Below are 21,523 nucleotides of genomic sequence, written 5' to 3'. Positions count from 1 at the left end.
GAATCGGATTTAGTTTCCCGAATTTAAAATAATATTAGGTAAATGTTGGTTGAACCACCTGAACCGCATTAATATCATTATATGAGTTCCGCCTTTAACTGGAATATAGGAGTGGATATTTTTAGCAGGGAAAACCTCATCTAAGTCTCCATGAATGTGCACAACATTGGGGTCGGGATTTTGCCGATTCCAGCAAATTACTTGTTCAATCGCCCAATCCAAATAGTCTTTATTCTGCAAATGCAAATACTTTTCATACAGTTTTACTTTCTGCTTTAAGACGGTACCAAAAGTATATTGCAATATCTTTTCTGAATTTTCGAACATTCTAGTAGGAAGTAGCTTATATGCTTTGGTAGCTTTAGCCCATTTCATTCGCAATGGAAGTTCTTGCTTTGATTTTACACTTGAAATGATAATTATTTTTCTGAGATTCAAATAACTTGCCATTTCTTGCACTAAAATTCCACCGAATGAAACACCAATTAAAACCGCATTTTCACGAACCACTTTTTCGGCCATTCGTTTTGCATAGGAAGCCAATGTTTCTTTCTTTTCGGGTTGCACCCAATCCAATAGAAATACCTCAAAAGTAGCACTCGGCAATTCTATTCGTTCAAAAATAGAGGAGCTTGCTGCCATTCCGGGCATGAAATAAACTGGGATGCTATTCATAATTTAACTTAATTTCAGTGGGATTATCCATTAATTATTCCGAAATTTGCCTAAAATTAATCAATTAAAACAGATTTGGATTTGAACGAAGAAATAATTTTAGAAAAAATGGATATTAAAGACAATACCTTCGCTCGACAATTTGAGATCATGGTGGATGGAAAATTGCTTTCTCTTGAATATTCTTTTCAAGAAAAGAAAATTTTTCTGACTCGAATTAACCAACCTGATGGGTTTTCGGATGAAAATTTCCTAAATGATTTCTTGAAAAACATCATGGAAATTGCTTACGAACGCAAACTAAAAGTAGTTCCAATTTTGCCAAAAATTGCACTATTCTTTAGAAAAAATCCTACTTATAAAGACTTATTACCTCCAGGTATTAAGATATAACGTATTCCAAAATGAATTTGGAAGAACTCAACCAGAACCTACTTTCTTTTTTCGAAACGATCGAAAAATACTATGGTTGTGAAACCGAAATTACAGAAGGATTATTTAATGATCAACAAGATTTGGATCCCGAATTCACCACATGGAATTTATCTAAATTTGATTTGATTCGCTCCGCCTATCGTAAAAAAGGCGACCGATTTATGCTGGAAGGCTCGAGCATGTATTATGAAATTTCGGGTGAGAAAATTATTGCCTTTAAACAACCGGGGCGGCACAAGTATGAATTCATCGAACAATACAGTGAAACCGTTTTTCGGATAACGAAAATTAAGTTTGATTCGAGGTATTGAAGGAGATTCCTACGGAATGAGAGGCTTTTAGTGTGTTGAGATTCCTACGGAATGACAAAGGGAATGGCATAAGGAATGGCAAACGGGGCTTTGGTAGAGATTCCTACGGAATGACAAAAAGAATGGCAAACTGAATGGCAAAAAAAACACAAACTTGTCATTCCGTAGGAATCTACTTAAAATAATGGTTCCAAAATTCCAATTCAGGATTTCCCTCTTTTATTAAATTCAACTTTTTTACTCTAGAAAGATTTTTAATTTCCTTTTCCCGCTCAATTGCCTATTGAATCCAAGTAAACTTCTCAAAATAAATTAAATAATGCACATTGTAACGTGCAGAAAAACTTTTTGGATTTAGTTTGTTTTCATGCTCATGGAGCCTTCTTTTTAAATTATTGGTTACACCTGTATATAAAACAGTTCTGTTTTTGTTGGTTAGTATGTAAACATAAAATGTGTATATGCCTTCAGTATATTCAATCATAATTCCACACTTTATTACTTTTAGATTCCTACGGAATGACAAACGGAATGACAAACGAGGCGATTGTTTACCTAAATATACTAAAATTATGTTGGAATTAAAAGAGATTCCTACGGAATGTTAAACGGGTCGTTGGTTGAGATTCCTACGGAATGACAACATGGGAGTTGATCGTATACTAAATTTACTAAAATTCTATTGGAATTGAAAAAGATTACTAGGATTACACAATTGATAAATAATTTTAGTTTCAATGCGTCAAAATGCATACAAAATTCCTACAAAAAAAAATCACAATTGAATTCAAAGAAAAAAAATACCTAAGTCTAATTTAGGCAAAGCCACATAAAACATACATATTAACTTTTTACTGCCTTTACTAACTAGCAAAATAATTTAGTAATAAAATATAATTAATTGATAATTAGGTAAATTTAATACATATAACTTTAAATCAATTAATATGAAAAACACATTATTTTTTTTGCTTGGTTTTCTTGCAATAGAAATGCAAGGACAGTCTACATTTAATAACTTCTCACCAGATGTATTATTTGGCCCTAATTATCCGGTGAGATCTATAGATTTAAATAATGATGGAACTCCCGATTTTAGATTTCATCATATCTCTGATGGAGTAGTAACTCGTGTTTATTTAGAAACATTAAACGAAAATCAAATTTTAGTTCGTGATTCGGGTTTTCAACAAGTTGACCCTACAGTAAACTCTGTGCTCTTAACCACAAACCCATTTACAGTTTTCATGCCAACTCATCCTTCATTAACTCAAGTTAATGATGCTTTAGTAAATGAATATTTAACCATTTGTAATCAAATTGTATATTGGAGTACTAGTGATTCTGTTAATCAACAAGGTTTGATGTTGTATAATAATCCAGCAAATTTGGTTAATTTTTCAATGTCCGATCATTCGTGTTATGACTACTATTACTGCCGTGTTAAAATGCCTGGAACTAATAATTACCTATATGGTTACATACAAGCATTTGGTTATCTAGCAGGTACTCTTGGAGGTGTTTTAAATATTGGTGGCACTGGTTATAATCCTACCGTAAATGGAACAGCCAATTTTGATCCTTCTTGTCTTGTATTTGAAAACTATGAACCAGGACCACAAACTCCTGAACTTAGCAGTAATCAATATGCAAATAACGCCTCTATTTCCATTTTATCATTAGGAGGTCAAATAAAAATTATTAACCATGAAATATTCCCAATTAATGATTTACAATTTTCACTTTTCTCAATAACAGGAGCATTAATTTCAAAATCTGTTTTTACTATTTCTAGTGACAGTCAAATTACTATTAATGAAAGTGGATTGGAAAAAGGTATCTATTTAGTAGAATTAAATTGGGGTGATAAAAAATATTTTCAGAAAATAATTTTGTAATCGATTCTGATATTTTCACACAAATCAAAATAAATTTACCTACTATTTTTTATAATTCTTTAAACTCCATTCGCACGCTACCATCTTCATCAATGTGTGTGAGTCTTACCTGATGCAAGGTGTTCACCAATTCGGGATTCCAAGGTGTTTTTACTTTTACATAATTTTCGGTAAACCCATGAATGTACCCTTCTTTGTTCTCTCCTTCAAATAAAACCGTTCTATTTGTGCCAATTTGACTTTCATAAAAAGCACGGCGTTTTTTTACGGATAATCCTCGGAGCATTTTACTTCTTTTGGAACGCACATTCATAGGAACTACTCCGTCCATAGCAGCTGCTTCCGTATTATCTCTTTCTGAATAAGTAAAGACATGCAAATAGGAAATCTCTAAATCATTTAAAAAATGATACGTTTCTAAAAAATCTTGATCGGTTTCACCTGGAAAACCTACAATAACATCCACACCAATACAAGCATGAGGCATTACCTCTCTAATTTTTGAAACACGCTCCGAATATACCTCTCTTTGATAACGGCGTTTCATTTTCTTAAGAATTTCATTGCTTCCCGATTGTAATGGAATATGAAAGTGCGGCACAAAAGTGCGACTTTGAGAGACAAATTCTATAGTTTCATTTTTAAGCAAATTAGGTTCGATAGAGGAAATTCGCAAGCGCTCAATTCCTTCTACTTCATCCAATGCTTTTACTAAATCTAGAAAGGTATGTTCGTGTTTTTTATTTCCGAATTCACCTTTTCCATAATCACCAATATTCACTCCGGTAAGTACAATTTCTTTTATTCCTTGCTGGGAAATCTCCAAGGCATTTTTCAAAACATTTTCTAAAGCATCACTTCTAGAAATTCCTCTTGCAAGTGGAATGGTGCAATAGGTACATTTATAATCACAACCGTCTTGCACTTTTAAGAAAGCACGCGTTCGATCGCCTATTGAATAACTTCCAACATAAAAATCGGCTTCTTCAATCTCACACGAATGCACTTCTCCCCGATCGTTTTTTGATAAATCATTAATATAATCGGTGATTTTAAATTTTTCGGTAGCTCCAAGAACCAAGTCTACTCCATCTACAGCAACCAATTCTTCTGGCTTTAATTGCGCATAGCAACCCACCGCTGCAATGAATGCTTTGTCATTGAGCTTTGTAGCTTTTTTTACTATTTGCTTGAATTGCTTATCAGCATTTTCAGTTACCGAGCAGGTATTTATTACATAAATATCGGCAACTTCTTCAAATTCAACTCGGTCAAATCCTTCGTTTTGAAAATTTCTCGCAATGGTAGAAGTTTCGGAGAAATTAAGTTTACACCCAAGGGTGTAGAATGCTACTTTCTTTTTGTTTTCCATAGGTAAACTCAATCAATGAAATCGTTGTCAAAAAATTGAGAGAGCAAATATAGTTATTTTTGAAAGTCAAATAAAACTATTCTTTTCTATACTTCTTTGTTTCTTCAAAAACATGCTCTAAGATGGCAGCATCTTCGGTGGTAAATTCTACATTTCGGCGCGCCATAACAATTTTAGCCGTTTGAAAAGCCTTACTCGTTTGATACGTTGTAAATCCGGAAGCGCCGCCCCAAGAGAAACTTGGTACAAAATTTCGGGGAAACCCAGAACCAAAAATATTGGCACTTACCCCAACCACGGTTCCAGTATTGAACATGGTATTGATTCCGCATTTACTGTGATCCCCCATCATCAATCCACAAAATTGAAGTCCGGTTTGCGCAAAATTCTCCGTTTCGTAACTCCACAATTTTACCGGTTCGTAATTGTTTTTTAAGTTAGAATTATTACTATCGGCACCAATATTACACCATTCTCCTAAAACCGAATTTCCTAAAAATCCATCGTGCCCTTTATTGGAATAACCAAAAAGTACCGAATTATTTACTTCTCCACCAATTACCGAATGCGGTCCCACAGTTGTTGCTCCATATACTTTGGTTGCCAATTTCACTCTTCCCGATTCGCATAAAGCAAATGGACCTCTAATTACTGAACCTTCCATAATCTCCGAATTGGCACCGATATAAATTGGGCCTGTGGATGCATTTAATGTAACAAATTCCAGTTTGGCACCTTCTTCAATAAAAATATTTTCAGGAGCAATAACATTCACCGATTTGGGTATCGCTTGCGACTTTCTATCTGCGGTAAGCAACTCAAAATCTGCACGAATTGCAGCATCATTTTTAGAAAAAATATCCCAAGTATGTGCTACAGTCATCACTTCGTCTTGGTGATCCATAATTTCATAGGTGTCAAAATCTACTTCATCTTGCGACTCGGAAGTAAAAAAAGCTATAACCGTGTCACCAGCAAATAGCGCTTGATTGGATTTTAGATTTTTTATTTTTTCTACCAAAATTGGATTCGGCAAAAATGAAGCATTAATCATTACGTTGCTTTCCATTTCCACCATTGGATATTTTTCCGAAAGGTACTCTTCTGTCACTGTGGTAGTCGTATACCCTAGATATTTTTCCCATTTTTCTCTAATAGTCAAAATACCTATTCGAATATCTGCAACCGGCCTTGTAAAAGTAAAAGGTAACAATGCGTCACGAACCGTTCCGTCAAAAAGTATGTAATTCATGGTAGAAGTTTAAAATTTAGGAGTAACAAACCATACATGGAGTTTAACTCAGTTCAAAAGTACGAACTTTTAATAAATAAAAAAACCTCCCATAAAATGGAAGGTCTTAATAAAATTTGAACACTTAAAAAAACTACTTAGCTTTCTTAGCGTATTTGCTGTTGAATTTATCAATACGTCCTGCAGTATCGATAAGTTTAGATTTACCTGTGTAAAATGGGTGCGAAGTTCTAGATATCTCCATTTTATAAACTGGATATTCAACTCCTTCGTGAGTGATAGTTTCTTTAGTTTCAACTGTTGATTTAGTGATAAAAACATCTTCGTTTGACATGTCTTTAAAAGCAACTAATCTGTAATTTTCTGGGTGAACTCCTTTTTTAATTTTGTAAATCTTTATTGGTTATGAAGTAGTTTATTCTGAAGCTTTAATTAAAAAGGTATGAATGCGCTACAACTTTTATTATTCTGTTTTTAATATTTAAGAGTGCAAAAGTACAATTATTTTTTAATTAACAAACGATTGCCGCACTTTTTTTATTTGAAATATATAATAAACGATAATAATGGAATTAGTATATTTGTAGATTAATTTTAATTTGTGCAAAATGGAAAATAAAGTTACTCCATCTAAATCCGGAATTACTCTTGGAGTATTATTCGGTTTAATAATGGTATTACAATTTGTAATTACCTTCATAATAGGTATTGAAAAATTGGCAGGTAGTAGTTTTGGAATAATAATAAACCTGTTAAACTATTTAATTCTCCCAATTGTTTTTATCTATTTGGGATGTACTAATTATAAAAAAATAAATAATGGTTTTGTCACTTTTTCAGAATGTTTGAAAATTGGAGTTTCAATTGCTATTATAGCTGCAATAATCTATGCAGTATTTAATTTGATATTTAATTTAATTTTTCCTGATTTTGGTGATCAAATTCTTGCTATTACTAAATCTGAAATCTTAAAGAAAAACCCTAACATGACTTCAGAACAAATTGAAATGGCTCTTTCAATGACAAAAAAATTCATGAGTCAATATATTGTCTTTCCGGTAACGATAGTTATGTATGCGTTTTTCGGATTGATATATTCTCTGATTGTTGGTGCTATTGTAAAAAAAGATCCTAATCAAAGCTTCTAAAACTTAATGAATTTATCTATAATCATTCCGTTATTAAACGAGCAAGAGTCGTTGCCCGAATTGCATTCTTGGATTGTAAAAGTCATGCAAGCCAATCAATATTCTTATGAAGTAATTTTCATAGATGATGGCAGCACCGATGATTCTTGGCATGTAATTGAAGATTTGAATTCAAAAGACTCCAATGTAAAAGGAATTCGTTTTTTAAGAAATTACGGAAAATCGCAGGCCCTACATGCGGGATTTAACAAAGCCGAAGGCGAGGTAATCATTACCATGGACGCCGATTTACAAGACAGCCCAAATGAAATTCCGGAGCTTTACCAAATGATCACCAATGGAAATTATGATTTGGTTTCGGGTTGGAAAAAGAAGCGTTACGATCATGTGGTGACAAAAAATCTTCCTTCAAAATTATTTAATTGGGCTGCCCGAAAAACTTCTGGGGTTTATTTAAATGATTTTAACTGCGGATTAAAAGCATATAAAAACATAGTAATTAAGAACATCGAAGTATCGGGTGAAATGCACCGCTACATTCCGGTATTAGCAAAAAATGCAGGATTTAGTAAGATTGGTGAAAAAGTGGTAATCCACCAAGCAAGAAAATACGGTGAATCAAAATTTGGAATGAGTCGATTTATCAATGGTTTCTTAGATTTAATTACCATTTGGTTTTTAACCCGCTACGGAAAAAGACCGATGCACTTTTTTGGAGCAGCTGGAGTATTGATGTTTCTAATCGGATTGATATCTACCGCTTCCATAATAATCATCAAATTAACCAAACTGTTTGTTTTTCATGAGCCAACCATATTAGTAGCTCAAAACCCATTGTTTTATATTGCCCTAACCTCCATGATTATTGGTTCCCAATTATTTCTTGCCGGATTTTTGGGCGAGATAATACTTCGAACCAAAAACAACGAAGAGCGATACAAAATTGCTTCTGAAATAAATTTATAATACAAAAGAAACGATAATTTCTATTAAAGTTATTCCTATAAATGCAAATTGAACAAACCCTATTAAATAAAATAAACGAGTGGCTGACTCCAGTTTTTGATAAAGAAACACAAGATGCCATTAGAGAAATGATGGCTTCTGCACCAAAAGAACTTGAAGAAAGTTTTTATAAAAATTTGGAGTTTGGAACTGGTGGAATGCGCGGAATTATGGGCGCAGGAACCAACAGAATCAATAAATATACTTTAGGAAAAAATACCCAAGGAATTTCTGATTATTTAAAAAAGGTTTTTCCAGGTGAAGCATTAAAAGTAGTCATCGCTTATGATTGCCGACACAACAGCAATACCCTAGCAAAAACGGTTGCTGATGTTTTTTCTGCAAATGGAATTCACGTTTATTTGTTTTCAGATTTACGCCCTACACCCGAATTATCGTTTGCATTAAAACATTTAAAATGTCACGCCGGAATTGTATTAACTGCATCCCACAATCCGCCAGAATACAACGGATACAAAGTATATTGGCAAGATGGCGGACAATTAGTTCCACCTCAAGATGCCGAAATTATTCAAGTTATTGAAGCGCTTTCTTACGACCAAATTAAATTTGATGCCAATGAAAATTTAATTGAATATATCGATACAGAAGTTGATGAAGCGTTTACAAATTCAACTATAGAGAATGCAAGCTTTAGTACATCGGCTGCAGCAAAAGAAAATTTAAAAATTGTATATACCTCACTTCACGGAACTTCAATTAAATCAATTCCCGGAGTTTTGGCAAAAGCTGGTTATTCCAATGTGAATATTGTTGCCGAGCAAGAAGTACCTGATGGTAATTTTCCAACAGTTAAATCACCCAATCCAGAGGAGCCTGAGGCATTGACTATGGCATTGGAATTAGCAGAAAAAGTGAATGGAGATATCGTTGTTGGTACAGATCCCGATTCAGATCGTTTGGGTGTTGCCGTGAGAGACACCAATGGCAAAATGATTTTACTGAATGGTAATCAAACCATGGTAATCATGACGGCTTTTTTACTAGAGCAATGGAAACGAGCAGGTAAATTAAATGGGAAGCAATTTATTGGATCTACCATAGTATCTACCCCAATGATTATGGAACTTGGATCTACTTATGGAGTAGAATGTAAAGTGGGTCTTACCGGTTTTAAATGGATTGCTAAATTCATTAAAGATTTTCCTGAGTTGAAATTTATTGGCGGTGGCGAAGAAAGTTTTGGATTTATGGTAGGAGATGCCGTTCGCGATAAAGATGCAGTTGCAGCAACTTTGTTGGTTTGTGAAATTGCAGCTCAAGCTAAAGCAGCTGGAAGTTCTTTATATCAAGAGCTATTAAACTTGTATGTTGACTACGGATTTTATAAAGAGCATTTAATTTCGTTAACCAAAAAAGGAATTTCAGGTTTAGAGGAGATCAAACAAATGATGATCAACTTGCGTGAAAATCCGGTTTTAGAAATTGACGGACAACGTGTGGTTTGCATTGAAGATTACCAAAATTCGACTGCAAAGAATATGTTTACCGGTGAAACAGAGGCTATTGCTATCCCAAAATCGGATGTACTTATTTATTATCTGGAAGATGGATCAAAAATATGTGCTCGACCAAGCGGAACTGAACCAAAAATTAAATTCTATTTTAGCGTCAACGCACCTTTAGATAAAGTTGAAAATGCCGCTGCAGTTGAAAAAGAATTAGATCAAAAAATCAATAATATTATTGCTGCAATGCAATTAAAATAATGGACGAAAATTTAAAGAAGATATTTCCATTTGTTAAACCATATAAATTTCATGTGGTTTGGAATGTAATTTACAATATTCTATATGCTTTATTCAGCACCTTGTCTTTCATCGCATTAATTCCGATGATGCAAGTTTTATTTGACAATGCCGAAAAAGTAACAGAAAAACCTGTTTACACATCTATTTGGAAAATAACAAAATACGGTAAAGAGTATTTATATTATTACATAACTGATTTACAAAACAATAGCGGACCGCAATATGCTTTATTACTTGTGGTTAGCTTAGTAATAACAACCTTTTTATTTAAAAACTTATTTAATTATTTGGCATCAAATCACTTAATGCACTTAAAAAATGGAGTGCTAAAAGATTTGCGTATTACAATGTTCACCAAAATAATTGACTTACCTATTTCATTTTATTCCGAAAAAAGAAAAGGTGATATTATGGCTCGTATGCTTGGTGATGTTGGTGAAGTTCAAAATTCATTTTTTTCAATTTTGGAATTGATTGTTAAAGAACCCATGACCATTATTTTCACCATAATAGCCATGTTCGCAATTAGTGTAAAATTGACCATTTTTGTATTTATCTTCATTCCGATTTCTGGCTACATCATCTCAATAATTGGAAAATCTTTAAAGTCAAAATCTCAAAACCTACAATCAGAGGGAGGCTATTTAATTTCGATAGTAGAAGAAAGCCTTTCCGGATTAAAAGTGGTTAAAAGTTACAATGCGGAAAATAGCTTTAAAAGAAGGTTTAATGATTCTGTAGGTCGTTTATTAAAGCTATCCAATAGCATTGGCCGAAAAAACAATTTAGCATCTCCCTTTAGTGAGTTTATGGGAATCATTGTAATTGCCGTGTTACTTTGGTTTGGTGGAAATATGGTTCTTGTTGACAAGCTACCAAATGGCAAAGCAGTTCTTGAAGGCGCTCAATTTTTAGCGTATATGGGATTAGCATATAATATCCTAACTCCAGCAAAATCAATTTCTAAAGCAACTTACGCTGTTAAGAGCGGAATGGCTGCAGCACAGCGTGTTTTTGAAGTATTGGAGGTGCAAAATGCCATTACGGATAAACCAAATGCTTTAGTTAAAGCATCTTTTGATAATGAAATAGCAATTGAAAATATTAATTTCAAATATGAAGATGAAAATGTATTAAAGAATTTTTCACTTCAAATACCAAAAGGGAAAACCGTGGCTTTGGTTGGCCAATCGGGAAGCGGAAAAAGTACCATCGCCAACTTACTAACGCGTTTTTATGATGTTCAAGAAGGATCCATAAAAATAGATGGAACCGACATAAAAGACATGACCATGAACTCGCTTCGAAATATGTTGGGATTGGTAACACAAGACTCTATTCTTTTTAATGACACCATAAAAAACAACATTCTGATTGGTAAAGAAAATGCAACCGATGAGGAGATTATAGCAGCTTTAAAAGTCGCAAACGCCTATGAATTTGTGAAAGATTTACCTAATGGAATTTACACCAATATTGGGGATGCTGGAAACAAACTTTCAGGCGGTCAAAAACAACGATTGAATATTGCTCGTGCCGTATTAAAAAATCCGCCGATTATGATTTTGGATGAGGCAACTTCAGCATTGGATACCGAAAGCGAAAAATTTGTTCAATTAGCATTAGAAAACATGATGCAAAATAGAACGTCAATTGTAATTGCACACCGACTATCAACAATTCAAAAAGCGGATAAAATTGTGGTAATGCACCGCGGTGAAATTGTAGAACAGGGAACACATGATGAGCTTCTTGCACTAAACGGGACCTATTCTAAACTTGTACTAATGCAAAGTTTCGAATAATGTACCATTATTTTATTGGGAAATATTCTTGTGCTTTTAATTCTTTAGAAAGTAAATCTAAATAATAGTAGTGCACTTTATCTTCTTTGTCAAAAGAACCATTTTTATTAATGTCTTCTATGGTTCTAAAATACAATCTAGAAATAGATTCTATGCAATTCCAGTCTAGTAACTCTTGAAAATCATTCGATAACTTGGTAAAATTAGCACCATTGATAGAGCTGATATAAAGTGATTTGATATCGTCATTATTCAACTTGCCATCCTTATTGGTATCCGAATCTGCAAGGGTGTAAACTAAAAATTGTTTCTTGGTTTTATCCGCAGTATTTTTTAAATAGGTAGCAGTTTGTATCAGGATTTGTTTTTCTGTTAAAGAAACAATAGAATCCTTCCCTATTTCCTGAAATTTTAAATTTTGTAAATATCCTGTTATTTCAAATTCATTATTATCAGAAATGGCAAAGCTTTGCTGTGAATTTGACCTAGAATACGATTCATAACCAATATTTAGATCTCCAATTGGGTGAATTAGAAAATTAGTTCCTGAAAAATTAATTGGTAAATCAGCTACTTTTATCGAAGAAGTATCGGCTTTAACAGCTACTTTATCTTTGGCATTCGTATCATAAGACACTTTTGGAGTTTCTTTATTTTCCTTGCAACTTAGTAAAAGTGAAGCTAAACACACAACAAAAAATTTGAAATTAGTTTTCATAAGAAATAAATTTATCAATCAAATTTAGTGAAAATTACAATCTCGCTGTCAATTTAATATTAAAAACACGCGTTGTCATGTAATTCGGAATTCCGTATTGATTTTTAGAATACGCATCCCTAACCCACGTATTTGTAATTGCATTTTGGTTATTGAACATGTTGTAAATTTCAAAACCAAGAGACAAATCGTTGAATTTTTTCAACCAATGCCCTTCTGGACGCTCATTATTTTTCTCGGTAAACAAATAGGAAAAACCTACATCTACACGGCGGTAATCTCGTAAACGACTTTGGTATTCATAAGCATCCGCATAAGATGGAGAACCTCCAGGCAGTCCAGTATTGTAGGTTAAATTCAAGTACAATTTCACATTTGGAATGTTTGGCATATAATCTTGGAATAAGATTCCGAATTTTAAACGCTGATCGGTTGGTCGCGCTATATATCCTTTTCCGTCTTGATTTTCTTCGGTTTTCATGTATCCAAAACTAAACCAAGATTCGGTTCCAGGAACAAACGCACCATTTAACCTACAATCAAAACCGTATGCATAGGCTACCGCATCGTTATTTGCTCTATAGCGAATTCTTACATTTTCAAGAGTATAGGTATTTACATCGCTCATCGATTTGTAATAAGCCTCACTTACCAATTTAAAAGGTCGGTTCCACATTTTAAAATTATAGTCATTGCTTAAAACAAAATGAACAGATTTTTGTGCTTTTACATTCGGATTTACGGCACCATATTGATCGCGCAATTCTCTGTAAAAAGGCGGTTGGTAATAAAATCCGGTTGAAAAACGAAAGATCATATCTTTTTCCCAATTGGGTTTCAATGCAATTTGTGCACGCGGACTCACAACAGTTTGACTTTTTGCATCGGCAGAAACATCACCCGAAACCATCCAGTTCTGCGCTCTTACACCCGCATTCAACCAAAGCTGGTTCTCACCAAGTGTAGTTTTTGTACTCCATTGGGCGTAACCCGAAAATCGATTGATTGAAACAAAATTCAACGCCCGCACATTTTGATAAGGAACTAATGGACCTGTATAAACCGGTGAATACGGCTCGTCTCTTGGCGGTACATTTGGAGGATTCACATTAAATCCCGAATCATTTAAAACTTCCCATTCTACAATTCGATCCCGAATACTTTCATGAGTGTATTTCAATCCCCATTCTAATTGATTTTTGTTTTTCAGATTGTGATTCCCTTTTATTTCTCCGTTAAAAATTAAGGCATCTAAATCATTACGAGCATGGTTTAATTGACTTCCAATAGCTCTGTTGTAGGTTACATTTCCAAATGTTTCCGAGCCAATATTAGTATCCACTTCACCAAGAAAATAGGCAGCATCAATATCATAATATTCTTGCTCTTGCGTATGGTAAGCAGAAGCAATCAATTTATAAGTGCTTTTTTCTGAAGCGATGTAATTGGTTTTGAAAGCACCAAATAATGTTTGGTATTGGTCTTTTTCTTGTCCTTCGTAAAAAATTTGCAGTGCAATTGGATTGCTTAAAGTTCCAAAGTTTGTTTGGCGCGTTAAGGGTTGGTAATTGTACTTATTTTGTGAGATATTTCCTAGAAAGCTAAACTGAACTTTCTTATTTAAATTGTAATTTACATTCGTTTGAATATCGGCAAAAGTCGGCCGGTAATTGGTTTGCGTTTCTTGGCTGTTTACCAAAAGAGAATTGTCGCGGTAACGAATTCCGGTGATGGCGCTCCATTTTTTGCTTTTAGAAATTCCTTCCACAGAAACATTACCTCCAAGCATGCTGGCTTCTAATGATGCTCCAAATTTAGTTGGCTTTCTATAGGTTATATCCAAAACAGAGGACATTTTATCTCCGTATTTTGACTGAAAACCCCCAGCCGAAAAATCAATATTCTGAATTAAATCGGTGTTGGTGAAACTCAATCCTTCTTGTTGACCCGAACGTACTAAAAACGGACGGTAGATTTCAATTTCATTTACATAAACCAAATTCTCATCATAATTTCCACCACGAACGGAATATTGAGAGCTTAATTCGGTGTTGGAAGTAACCCCTTGAAGTGTTTTAATAATACCCTCTACTCCACCCGACAAACTAGGAACTTTCTTAATCACATCGGTATCAATACTCACAATTCCTTGAACTCTTTTTTTGCTTGTAGTAATGACTACGTCTTCAAGTTGTTCGTTTTTCGAACTCATTATCGGATTATAATCTAAAACTTCTTTCGGTTTTAGCTCAAAGGTAGCTGTGATTCTTTTTAACGAAATATGGGTGTAAACCAAAACTACTTTTTGATTTGACGGAATCTCAATTACATAAAATCCATTGGAATTTGTAACAGAAGATTTACTTTGATAACTTACATTTACTCCTTCTACTGGTTTTTTATTTTCATCTAAAACCACACCGGTAACTTTTGCATTTTGAGCAAAAATGAAAGTGCTAATTAGAAAAAAAAGTAGCGATAAAACTCTATTTCTTGTTTTCAAATGAATTGAATTATTTTTGACTTCTATTAAATTGCGTTTCAAAGATAGTGGAATTTCCTACATTATCAGTTACGATCACTTTCAATTTATTGGAACCTTCAAAAAGCAAACTATCCTTAAAAACATGTGTGATTTTATTCAACTTAGACTCATATTCAAATAAAATCCATTGGTCGTTGAGATAACCATTATAAGTTTTAACACCAGAAAAATCATCTGAAATAGTCAAACTAATACTTTTTTGATCGCTTATCCATTTGCCCTCGATATTTTTGTCTATTTTTATTTTTGGAGCTATGGTATCACGCATTAATGCAAATTGACTTAATGTTTTTGCTTTAGAGGTAAAGGAATTTCCGTTAAGTTTTGTTGGATTGTACGTCCATTTTTTTCCATTGTAAGATGCAATAAACATTTTCTTTTTTTCCTCATCGGAAGCTTTTTCATCAGTTGCGGTGATAGTGAAATTAGTATGCGCTGGGACGGTATCTTCATGTAAAATTAAAACCTTGTTTTTAACTTCAAAATTCAGGTAGAAATCATCATAAAATGTGCCTGCAGGAAAAAACACCGAAAAATTATCTTTTTCAAATAGGGCATCCACTTTTGCTTTTACAAAATAATTGGTTGGTTTAATTGGGTTCAAAACTTTTGCAGGTTGATTTGAATACTGAATTGGAACCGTAATAACCGTTTTATTTTGATTGAAATCAGACACTTCAATACGTTGACTACTAGTGAAATTAGGTGTTACATCATAGATTCCGTTAGCTACATTTTGATAAATATTACTCCAATTAAATGGATTTTTCATGAATAATTTTTGAACGCGTTGGTGCGTTTTTTTATATCTTCCATAATCAATTAATGCATTTACATAGCGCGCATCATCAAATTGCATTTGATCCAATTCATATCCAAAAATTGGAGTGCCGTTAGAAATTAATTGGGTTTTATAAGCCCCATTTGCATTGTAAGAAACATCGTCCCAATCAGCAGAATTTATTCCTAAGCCTATTTTTCCCGAAGCCAAAACTTTATCTGAAATATAAGTTCCGTCTTTTTGTAATGACAAACTCAACATCACCGGAATTTTTGATTCATTTACAACTGAATTCTCATCAATTGGATATACATAAACTCCTGAAACAATTGGTTTTTTTGTGTCTTTCAAATCCAAACCAAAAAATAATGGATTGATAATTTTTTCTGTTTTACTATCTCGAAATTCAAAGTGCAAATGCGGTCCTTCGGAACCTCCTGTATTTCCAGAAATGGCAATAATTTGATTTTTGGTAACCGGCAATTCATTGGGCTTGAAATATTCTTCTATTTCATAACTTTTGGCTGCGTATTGCAACTCTTCAATTTTATTTTGAATGGCTCCAACAGCTTTTTGCAAATGACCATAAACCGTAGTATATCCGTTAGGATGGGTAATATAAATAGCTTTACCATAACCACCTGATGCAATTTTAATTCGAGAGACATACCCTTCTGCGGAAGCATGAACATTCAATCCTTCCTTTTGATTGGTTTTAAAATCAAATCCTGCATGAAAATGATTGGGTCGCAATTCACCAAAATTTCCAGAAAGTTGCATCGGAACTTCCAATGGTGGAACAAAATAATCTTTGGGATACTGATTTTGTGAAAAACAAAAAAAGGAGCTTAAAAATACTAGCGGGAAAAATTTCATTAATAAATTGGTTTTGGCTAATTTACAAAATAAGTAAGATACAAAAAAATAAGTGAAATTATTTTTAATAAGTTCATGTTTTCCAAAATGTTAGTAATGTATTGAAAAATAAATATTTTTTTTAGCAAAAAATATTGCTTTAATAGATTAGGAATTATAAATTTGTAAGATTAAGTAATGAATAGTGTTACAGATGAGTGAAATCACCGAAATAATAGATACTCTAGAAGCAAAAATTCAGAAATTGTTTTTGAAAATCAACAGTTTGGAAGAAAAAAAGCAGGAGTTAGAAAAAAAACTAGCTATTTCAGCGGATTCAAATCAAAATCAAAATTTAGTTATTGAGCAACTAAAAAAAGATGTTGAAACTCTAAAATTAACCAATTCACTACTTGGCAGTGAAGATTATAAAAGAGATACGAAGCTTAAAATAAATTCATTAATTAGAGAAATAGATTACTGTATTTCACAGATAGCAGATTAAGACTATGAATGAAAAGCTTAAAATTAAATTATCAATTGCAGATCGAGTTTACCCGTTAACAGTAAATCCTTCTCAGGAAGAAGCTATGCGAAGTGCTTCCAAAAAAATTGATAATATGATTAAGCAATTTGAAGAAAATTATGCTGTTCGTGATAAACAAGATGTTTTGGCCATGTGTGCTTTACAATTTGCTTCTCAATTGGAACAAAAAAATGTGGATAACGCTATAGATGGAACCGAATCTATAGAGCGATTGGCAAAAATTAATGATTTATTAGATCAATATCTAAAATAATAGTTCAAAATACGTTCTTACAAATAGACTAAAAATACTGCCTACATTAGTTCATTTTTGGTAAACTCAACACTAACAAATTAAAGTGAGTGAATCATCGTTACTATAGTATGCCCGCTTCGTGTGGGAAACTTGAACAACGAGTTAACTCAAAACTTGTCTTTACGAGTTTATACAAGCAATTAATGTAGGTTTTTTTTATATAATTTTTTTTAAATCAAAACATGGACATAGTATCTATAATTATCGGATTGGTTGGTGGATTAGCAGGAGGTTTTACCATTACTAAAGTATTGGAAAAAAGCACCGCATCCAACCTACTAAAAAACGCCAAAAAAGAAGCAGCATCAATATTGAAAGATGCAAATCTTGAAGGAGAAAACATCAAAAAAGACAAATTATTACAAGCCAAAGAGAAGTTTCTGGAGTTAAAATCAGAGCATGAAAAAGAGATTTTATCTAAGGATAAAAGAATGGCTGAAGTAGAAAAAAGAATTCGAGATAAAGAGTCGCAAGTTTCTAGTGAATTAGCAAAAGCTAAAAAAGTAAACGACGACTATGAAGCTAAAACAGCTGAATACGAATCAAAACTTGAGGTATTAAATAAGAAATACCAAGAAGTTGAAAAAATGCATAAAAGCCAAGTAGAACAACTTGAAGTTATTTCGGGATTGTCTGCTGAGGATGCTAAAGAGCAATTGGTTGAAAGCTTAAAAGCAGAAGCCAAAACTAAAGCTATGGCCCACATTCAAGACACTATTGAAGAGGCTAAACTTACTGCTCAACAAGAGGCTAAAAAAGTAATCATCAACACCATTCAACGTGTAGGAACAGAAGAAGCGGTAGAAAACTGCGTTTCTGTTTTCAATATCGAATCGGATGATGTGAAAGGCAGAATCATTGGTCGTGAAGGTAGAAATATCCGTGCTCTAGAAGCGGCAACCGGTGTTGAAATCATTGTAGACGATACGCCTGAAGCAATTATTCTATCTTGTTTTGATCCAGTAAGAAGAGAAATTGCGAGACTTTCATTACATAAATTAGTTACGGATGGTCGTATTCACCCTGCTCGAATTGAAGAAGTAGTAGCAAAAACGACTAAACAAATAGAAGAAGAAATTGTAGAAGTTGGTAAACGTACTGTTATTGATTTAGGAATTCACGGATTACACCCTGAACTAATTAAAACAGTAGGAAGAATGAAATACCGTTCTTCTTATGGCCAAAACTTGTTACAACACTCGCGCGAAGTTTCTAAACTTTGTGGTATTATGGCTGCAGAACTTGGACTGAATGTAAAATTGGCTAAACGCGCCGGTTTACTTCACGATATTGGTAAAGTGCCAGACGCTGAAAGCGATTTACCACACGCATTACTAGGTATGCAATGGGCTGAGAAATATGGCGAGAAAGAAGAGGTTTGCAACGCAATTGGAGCTCACCACGACGAAATTGAGATGAAATATTTAATTTCTCCGATTATTCAAGTTTGTGATGCGATTTCGGGTGCAAGACCAGGAGCACGTCGTCAAGTATTGGATTCATACATCCAAAGATTGAAAGACCTTGAAGAAATTGCTTTCGGATTTAACGGAGTTAAAAACGCTTATGCTATTCAAGCGGGTCGTGAGTTACGTGTGATTGTAGAAAGTGAAAAAGTAAATGACGATATGGCTTCAAGTTTATCATTTGAAATTTCTCAAAAAATACAAACAGAAATGACGTATCCAGGTCAGGTGAAAATTACCGTTATTAGAGAAACAAGAGCGGTAAATATTGCTAAATAATAGTGCTAAAATTTATTATAAAAAAAAGCCTGTCTGATGACAGGCTTTTTTATTTTCTGGGATGGTACGCATTTACTATTTGCGTTAAATGTTTTCTATCTAAATGCACGTATATTTCGGTTGTGGTTATCGACTCGTGACCAAGAAGTAATTGGATGGACCGCAAATCGGCACCATTTTCTAATAAATGCGTCGCAAAAGAATGCCGAAGCGTATGCGGACTAATAACTTTATTTAGGTGTATTGCAACGGCTAAATCTTTGATAATGGTAAATATCATGGCCCGCGTGAGTTGTTTACCTCTACGATTTAAAAACAAGGTATCTTCATGCCCTTTTTGAATAACCAGGTGACTCCGTATTAAATCCTTATACATTAGGATGTATTTCTGCGTGACATCGCTAATTGGAACAAAACGTTGCTTATCTCCTTTCCCAGTAATTTTAATAAAACCTTCATCAAAAAATAAATCAGATATTTTTAAAGTTACCAATTCGGATACGCGCAATCCACAACCATATAAAGTTTCTAAAATGGCCCTGTTGCGTTCGCCTTCTGGTTTTGATAAATCGATGGCAGAAATTAAATTATCAATATCTTGAACCGAAAGGGTATCCGGCAGTTTTCTACCTAATCGGGGAGCCTCTATGAGCTCCATAGGGCTATCGGTGCGATAATCTTCAAATATCAAATAAGAAAAGAAACTTTTTAATCCAGAGATGATTCGGGCTTGAGATCGCGCATTCACCTCTTTGGAAATGGAATAAATAAATTGCTGAATAACTTCTTCTGAGATTGTAATTGGAGAAACTGAAAGGGCATTTTGCTCTAAAAACAAACACAATTTCTCAATATCCAAAGTGTAATTATCTATTGTATTTTTAGATAAACCTCTTTCAATTTTAAGAAACGACTGGTAGCTTTTTAAATAGGTATTCCAATTCATACCTACAAAGTAACGAGAAAAGAAGCAATAAAAAAAACCACCCGATTTCTCGAGTGGTTTAAAGATCATTCTATGATAAATTAGAATTTATAAGCTAATCCAAAGTTAATTTTAGATAAATCTAAACCTAATTTAAAATTAGTTGCAGCTTCTGCACCAGATACATCAGCTTTTGCAGTAGAATAACTTAAAATTGCAAAAGAAGTTTCAAGTGCTAAATTTTTAGATACAAAATAGTTAAATCCTGGAGCAACTCCAAATCCCATTCCATTAACTTTTACAGAACCAGGATCCATAGTCATTGTTAAATAATCAAACTCTCCGTGAACAAAACTAGAAAACTTCGAAGAAGGAGTAAAATAATATCTACCCATTAAAGCTAGACCAACTGTACTTGTTTTTGACTCTGTAGAAGAAGATGTAGCTTTAGCTGTTGCGTTAGAAATGTTCAAACCTAAACCTAAAGCAAAGTTTTCAGATACAAAGTAACCTAAACTAGGAGCTAAAGTGAATGCACTTTCTTGGTAATTACCCGAAGCAGCCCATTTTGAATTTGAAAGATTAATACTTCCAGACATAAATACGTCTCCTTTTGAAAAACCTTCATTTGATTTTTCTTGTGCATTAGCAAATGATAATGCAAATACTGCAGCAGCAGTTAATAAAAATTTTTTCATAATTAATTTTTGTTAAATGTTAATATAGTAAATTTATATTAAAACATTTCATTTCAGCCAAAGTAACGAAGTTAGTTATTAACAATAATCCATCTCCTATTAAAGCTCCAAAACACAGAAAAACAACGTATTAAAATTAATTATTAGCAATCCTACTCAAATGTGATTTTTATATAAAAAAAAACCACTCCATTTCTGGAGTGGTTTTTAAAATATAACTAACAAATATTAGAATCTGTAAGAAACTCCAAAAGTTGGTTTAGTAAAGAAATTATTAAACTCATTCAAGTTAATGTTCATTGAAGAAGTTGAAGAATTTCCAGTTTTAGAAGAGTCATAAGAAATTACATTTCCTAAACCAAAGTTGATAGCAACTTTTGAAGTTAAGAAATAGTTCATTCCTAAACCAGCACCAAAACCTAAAGTAGAAGTTTTTTCAGCACCGTTTCCACCATTATCATCTGAACCAAAGTTCAAACCAAAGCTAGTGTAAGTTTTAAATCTCTCACCTAAGTTTAAGAAATAATATCTTGCACCTACAGCTACATTAGAAGTAGCTCTTGTAGTAGAACCCGTTTTAGAGCTACCAATTCCAAGACCTAATTCTAAAGCGAAATTATCATCAATAAAATAAGCAACATCTGGTCCAATCATTGAAGAAGAAGTTTTAGTGCTTACACCACCTACATCTGTAGTAGATGAACTAGTCATGATGTTACCACCTAAAACGATGTCTCCTTT

21 protein-coding genes are annotated in these 21,523 nt (G+C 33.4%); 10 read left to right on the top strand and 11 right to left on the bottom strand.

The features are described from left to right. Positions 1-9: 9 nt before the first annotated feature. Positions 10-675, bottom strand: coding sequence for an alpha/beta hydrolase (locus tag ACKOWY_RS05340; RefSeq protein ID WP_408940407.1), 666 nt, complete (start codon positions 673-675; stop codon positions 10-12). Between the two features lie 108 nt (positions 676-783). On the opposite strand from ACKOWY_RS05340, the gene ACKOWY_RS05335 reads away from it, so the two are divergent. Both ACKOWY_RS05335 and ACKOWY_RS05330 read left to right on the top strand, forming a co-directional pair. Next, on the top strand, positions 784-1,068 hold the full coding sequence (locus tag ACKOWY_RS05335; protein ID WP_408940414.1) for a GNAT family N-acetyltransferase: 285 nt from the start codon (positions 784-786) through the stop codon (positions 1,066-1,068). A gap of 11 nt (positions 1,069-1,079) precedes the next feature. Continuing rightward, entirely contained in the window at positions 1,080-1,421 is a 342-nt protein-coding gene (locus ACKOWY_RS05330; protein WP_408940406.1) for a hypothetical protein, read from the top strand. A gap of 280 nt (positions 1,422-1,701) precedes the next feature. Here the strand turns inward: ACKOWY_RS05330 and ACKOWY_RS05325 are convergent, their stop codons facing one another. Next, on the bottom strand, positions 1,702-1,905 hold the full coding sequence (locus ACKOWY_RS05325) for a GIY-YIG nuclease family protein (RefSeq protein WP_408940405.1): 204 nt from the start codon (positions 1,903-1,905) through the stop codon (positions 1,702-1,704). Positions 1,906-2,368: 463 nt separating this feature from the next. On the opposite strand from ACKOWY_RS05325, the gene ACKOWY_RS05320 reads away from it, so the two are divergent. Then, positions 2,369-3,319, top strand: coding sequence for a T9SS type A sorting domain-containing protein (locus ACKOWY_RS05320; protein ID WP_408940404.1), 951 nt, complete (start codon positions 2,369-2,371; stop codon positions 3,317-3,319). Positions 3,320-3,368: 49 nt separating this feature from the next. Here ACKOWY_RS05320 and mtaB read toward each other — a convergent pair whose 3' ends face one another. The 3 genes from mtaB to ACKOWY_RS05305 all read right to left on the bottom strand — a co-directional run bounded on the left by mtaB (position 3,369) and on the right by ACKOWY_RS05305 (position 6,328). Beyond that, positions 3,369-4,691, bottom strand: coding sequence for a tRNA (N(6)-L-threonylcarbamoyladenosine(37)-C(2))-methylthiotransferase MtaB (gene mtaB / locus ACKOWY_RS05315; protein WP_408940403.1), 1,323 nt, complete (start codon positions 4,689-4,691; stop codon positions 3,369-3,371). Positions 4,692-4,767: 76 nt separating this feature from the next. Next, entirely contained in the window at positions 4,768-5,943 is a 1,176-nt protein-coding gene (locus tag ACKOWY_RS05310) for a GlmU family protein (protein WP_408940402.1), read from the bottom strand. A gap of 133 nt (positions 5,944-6,076) precedes the next feature. Next, positions 6,077-6,328 carry a type B 50S ribosomal protein L31 gene (locus ACKOWY_RS05305; protein ID WP_408940413.1) on the bottom strand — a complete coding sequence of 84 codons (252 nt, stop codon included), beginning with the start codon at positions 6,326-6,328 and terminating at the stop codon, positions 6,077-6,079. A gap of 223 nt (positions 6,329-6,551) precedes the next feature. Here ACKOWY_RS05305 and ACKOWY_RS05300 point away from each other — a divergent pair, with 223 nt between their 5' ends. The 4 genes from ACKOWY_RS05300 to ACKOWY_RS05285 are packed head-to-tail and all read left to right on the top strand — an operon-like array spanning position 6,552 to position 11,673. Next, positions 6,552-7,091, top strand: a complete 540-nt coding sequence (locus ACKOWY_RS05300) for a DUF4199 domain-containing protein (RefSeq protein WP_408940401.1) — start codon at positions 6,552-6,554, stop codon at positions 7,089-7,091. 6 nt (positions 7,092-7,097) lie between these two features. Further along, the gene (locus tag ACKOWY_RS05295) at positions 7,098-8,057 is read left to right on the top strand and encodes a glycosyltransferase family 2 protein (RefSeq protein ID WP_408940400.1); all 960 of its coding nucleotides are present in this window, start codon (positions 7,098-7,100) and stop codon (positions 8,055-8,057) included. Positions 8,058-8,098: 41 nt separating this feature from the next. Next, positions 8,099-9,826, top strand: a complete 1,728-nt coding sequence (locus ACKOWY_RS05290; RefSeq protein ID WP_408940399.1) for a phospho-sugar mutase — start codon at positions 8,099-8,101, stop codon at positions 9,824-9,826. Next, positions 9,826-11,673, top strand: coding sequence for an ABC transporter ATP-binding protein (locus ACKOWY_RS05285; RefSeq protein WP_408940398.1), 1,848 nt, complete (start codon positions 9,826-9,828; stop codon positions 11,671-11,673). Before ACKOWY_RS05290 ends, ACKOWY_RS05285 begins: the two co-directional genes overlap by 1 nt. Before the next feature lie 7 nt (positions 11,674-11,680). Here ACKOWY_RS05285 and ACKOWY_RS05280 read toward each other — a convergent pair whose 3' ends face one another. Genes ACKOWY_RS05280 through ACKOWY_RS05270 form a run of 3 tightly spaced genes read right to left on the bottom strand, consistent with a single transcriptional unit; the run spans position 11,681 to position 16,593 of the window. Then, entirely contained in the window at positions 11,681-12,391 is a 711-nt protein-coding gene (locus ACKOWY_RS05280) for a hypothetical protein (RefSeq protein WP_408940397.1), read from the bottom strand. A gap of 34 nt (positions 12,392-12,425) precedes the next feature. After that, positions 12,426-14,894: a carboxypeptidase-like regulatory domain-containing protein gene (locus ACKOWY_RS05275; protein WP_408940396.1), complete on the bottom strand. Its 2,469-nt coding sequence runs from the start codon at positions 14,892-14,894 to the stop codon at positions 12,426-12,428. Between the two features lie 10 nt (positions 14,895-14,904). Then, positions 14,905-16,593, bottom strand: a complete 1,689-nt coding sequence (locus ACKOWY_RS05270; RefSeq protein ID WP_408940395.1) for a M23 family metallopeptidase — start codon at positions 16,591-16,593, stop codon at positions 14,905-14,907. Positions 16,594-16,786: 193 nt separating this feature from the next. On the opposite strand from ACKOWY_RS05270, the gene ACKOWY_RS05265 reads away from it, so the two are divergent. The 3 genes from ACKOWY_RS05265 to rny all read left to right on the top strand — a co-directional run bounded on the left by ACKOWY_RS05265 (position 16,787) and on the right by rny (position 19,159). Next, complete coding sequence (locus ACKOWY_RS05265) at positions 16,787-17,077, top strand: hypothetical protein (RefSeq protein WP_408940394.1); 291 nt, start codon at positions 16,787-16,789, stop codon at positions 17,075-17,077. 4 nt (positions 17,078-17,081) lie between these two features. Continuing rightward, positions 17,082-17,372, top strand: coding sequence for a cell division protein ZapA (locus ACKOWY_RS05260; protein ID WP_408940393.1), 291 nt, complete (start codon positions 17,082-17,084; stop codon positions 17,370-17,372). A 224-nt stretch (positions 17,373-17,596) separates the two neighbouring features. Next, positions 17,597-19,159, top strand: coding sequence for a ribonuclease Y (gene rny, locus ACKOWY_RS05255; RefSeq protein WP_408940392.1), 1,563 nt, complete (start codon positions 17,597-17,599; stop codon positions 19,157-19,159). Positions 19,160-19,208: 49 nt separating this feature from the next. On the opposite strand, the gene ACKOWY_RS05250 is transcribed toward rny, so the two are convergent. The 3 genes from ACKOWY_RS05250 to ACKOWY_RS05240 form a co-directional block, all read right to left on the bottom strand. After that, positions 19,209-20,105, bottom strand: coding sequence for a site-specific tyrosine recombinase (locus tag ACKOWY_RS05250; protein WP_408940412.1), 897 nt, complete (start codon positions 20,103-20,105; stop codon positions 19,209-19,211). Positions 20,106-20,185: 80 nt separating this feature from the next. Beyond that, positions 20,186-20,782, bottom strand: a complete 597-nt coding sequence (locus ACKOWY_RS05245) for an outer membrane beta-barrel protein (protein ID WP_408940391.1) — start codon at positions 20,780-20,782, stop codon at positions 20,186-20,188. Between the two features lie 228 nt (positions 20,783-21,010). Next, positions 21,011-21,523, bottom strand: a 513-nt coding sequence (locus ACKOWY_RS05240; RefSeq protein WP_408940390.1) for an outer membrane beta-barrel protein, incomplete at its 5' end; no start/stop codon positions are given.

Source organism: Flavobacterium sp. (genome assembly GCF_046073885.1).
Taxonomy (GTDB): Bacteria; Bacteroidota; Bacteroidia; order Flavobacteriales; family Flavobacteriaceae; genus Flavobacterium.
Note: the sequence above shows the minus strand (reverse complement) of the source record. Positions and strands in the feature narration are given on the sequence as shown.

What these genes read in the sequence shown, in the direction of transcription:
- ACKOWY_RS05340 (WP_408940407.1), bottom strand. Translation starts at nt 675, where the DNA reads ATGAATAGCATCCCAGTTTATTTCATGCCCGGAATGGCAGCAAGCTCC.
- ACKOWY_RS05335 (WP_408940414.1), top strand. Translation starts at nt 784, where the DNA reads ATGGATATTAAAGACAATACCTTCGCTCGACAATTTGAGATCATGGTG.
- ACKOWY_RS05330 (WP_408940406.1), top strand. Translation starts at nt 1,080, where the DNA reads ATGAATTTGGAAGAACTCAACCAGAACCTACTTTCTTTTTTCGAAACG.
- ACKOWY_RS05325 (WP_408940405.1), bottom strand. Translation starts at nt 1,905, where the DNA reads ATGATTGAATATACTGAAGGCATATACACATTTTATGTTTACATACTA.
- ACKOWY_RS05320 (WP_408940404.1), top strand. Translation starts at nt 2,369, where the DNA reads ATGAAAAACACATTATTTTTTTTGCTTGGTTTTCTTGCAATAGAAATG.
- mtaB (WP_408940403.1), bottom strand. Translation starts at nt 4,691, where the DNA reads ATGGAAAACAAAAAGAAAGTAGCATTCTACACCCTTGGGTGTAAACTT.
- ACKOWY_RS05310 (WP_408940402.1), bottom strand. Translation starts at nt 5,943, where the DNA reads ATGAATTACATACTTTTTGACGGAACGGTTCGTGACGCATTGTTACCT.
- ACKOWY_RS05300 (WP_408940401.1), top strand. Translation starts at nt 6,552, where the DNA reads ATGGAAAATAAAGTTACTCCATCTAAATCCGGAATTACTCTTGGAGTA.
- ACKOWY_RS05295 (WP_408940400.1), top strand. Translation starts at nt 7,098, where the DNA reads ATGAATTTATCTATAATCATTCCGTTATTAAACGAGCAAGAGTCGTTG.
- ACKOWY_RS05290 (WP_408940399.1), top strand. Translation starts at nt 8,099, where the DNA reads ATGCAAATTGAACAAACCCTATTAAATAAAATAAACGAGTGGCTGACT.
- ACKOWY_RS05285 (WP_408940398.1), top strand. Translation starts at nt 9,826, where the DNA reads ATGGACGAAAATTTAAAGAAGATATTTCCATTTGTTAAACCATATAAA.
- ACKOWY_RS05280 (WP_408940397.1), bottom strand. Translation starts at nt 12,391, where the DNA reads ATGAAAACTAATTTCAAATTTTTTGTTGTGTGTTTAGCTTCACTTTTA.
- ACKOWY_RS05270 (WP_408940395.1), bottom strand. Translation starts at nt 16,593, where the DNA reads ATGAAATTTTTCCCGCTAGTATTTTTAAGCTCCTTTTTTTGTTTTTCA.
- ACKOWY_RS05265 (WP_408940394.1), top strand. Translation starts at nt 16,787, where the DNA reads ATGAGTGAAATCACCGAAATAATAGATACTCTAGAAGCAAAAATTCAG.
- ACKOWY_RS05260 (WP_408940393.1), top strand. Translation starts at nt 17,082, where the DNA reads ATGAATGAAAAGCTTAAAATTAAATTATCAATTGCAGATCGAGTTTAC.
- rny (WP_408940392.1), top strand. Translation starts at nt 17,597, where the DNA reads ATGGACATAGTATCTATAATTATCGGATTGGTTGGTGGATTAGCAGGA.
- ACKOWY_RS05250 (WP_408940412.1), bottom strand. Translation starts at nt 20,105, where the DNA reads ATGAATTGGAATACCTATTTAAAAAGCTACCAGTCGTTTCTTAAAATT.
- ACKOWY_RS05245 (WP_408940391.1), bottom strand. Translation starts at nt 20,782, where the DNA reads ATGAAAAAATTTTTATTAACTGCTGCTGCAGTATTTGCATTATCATTT.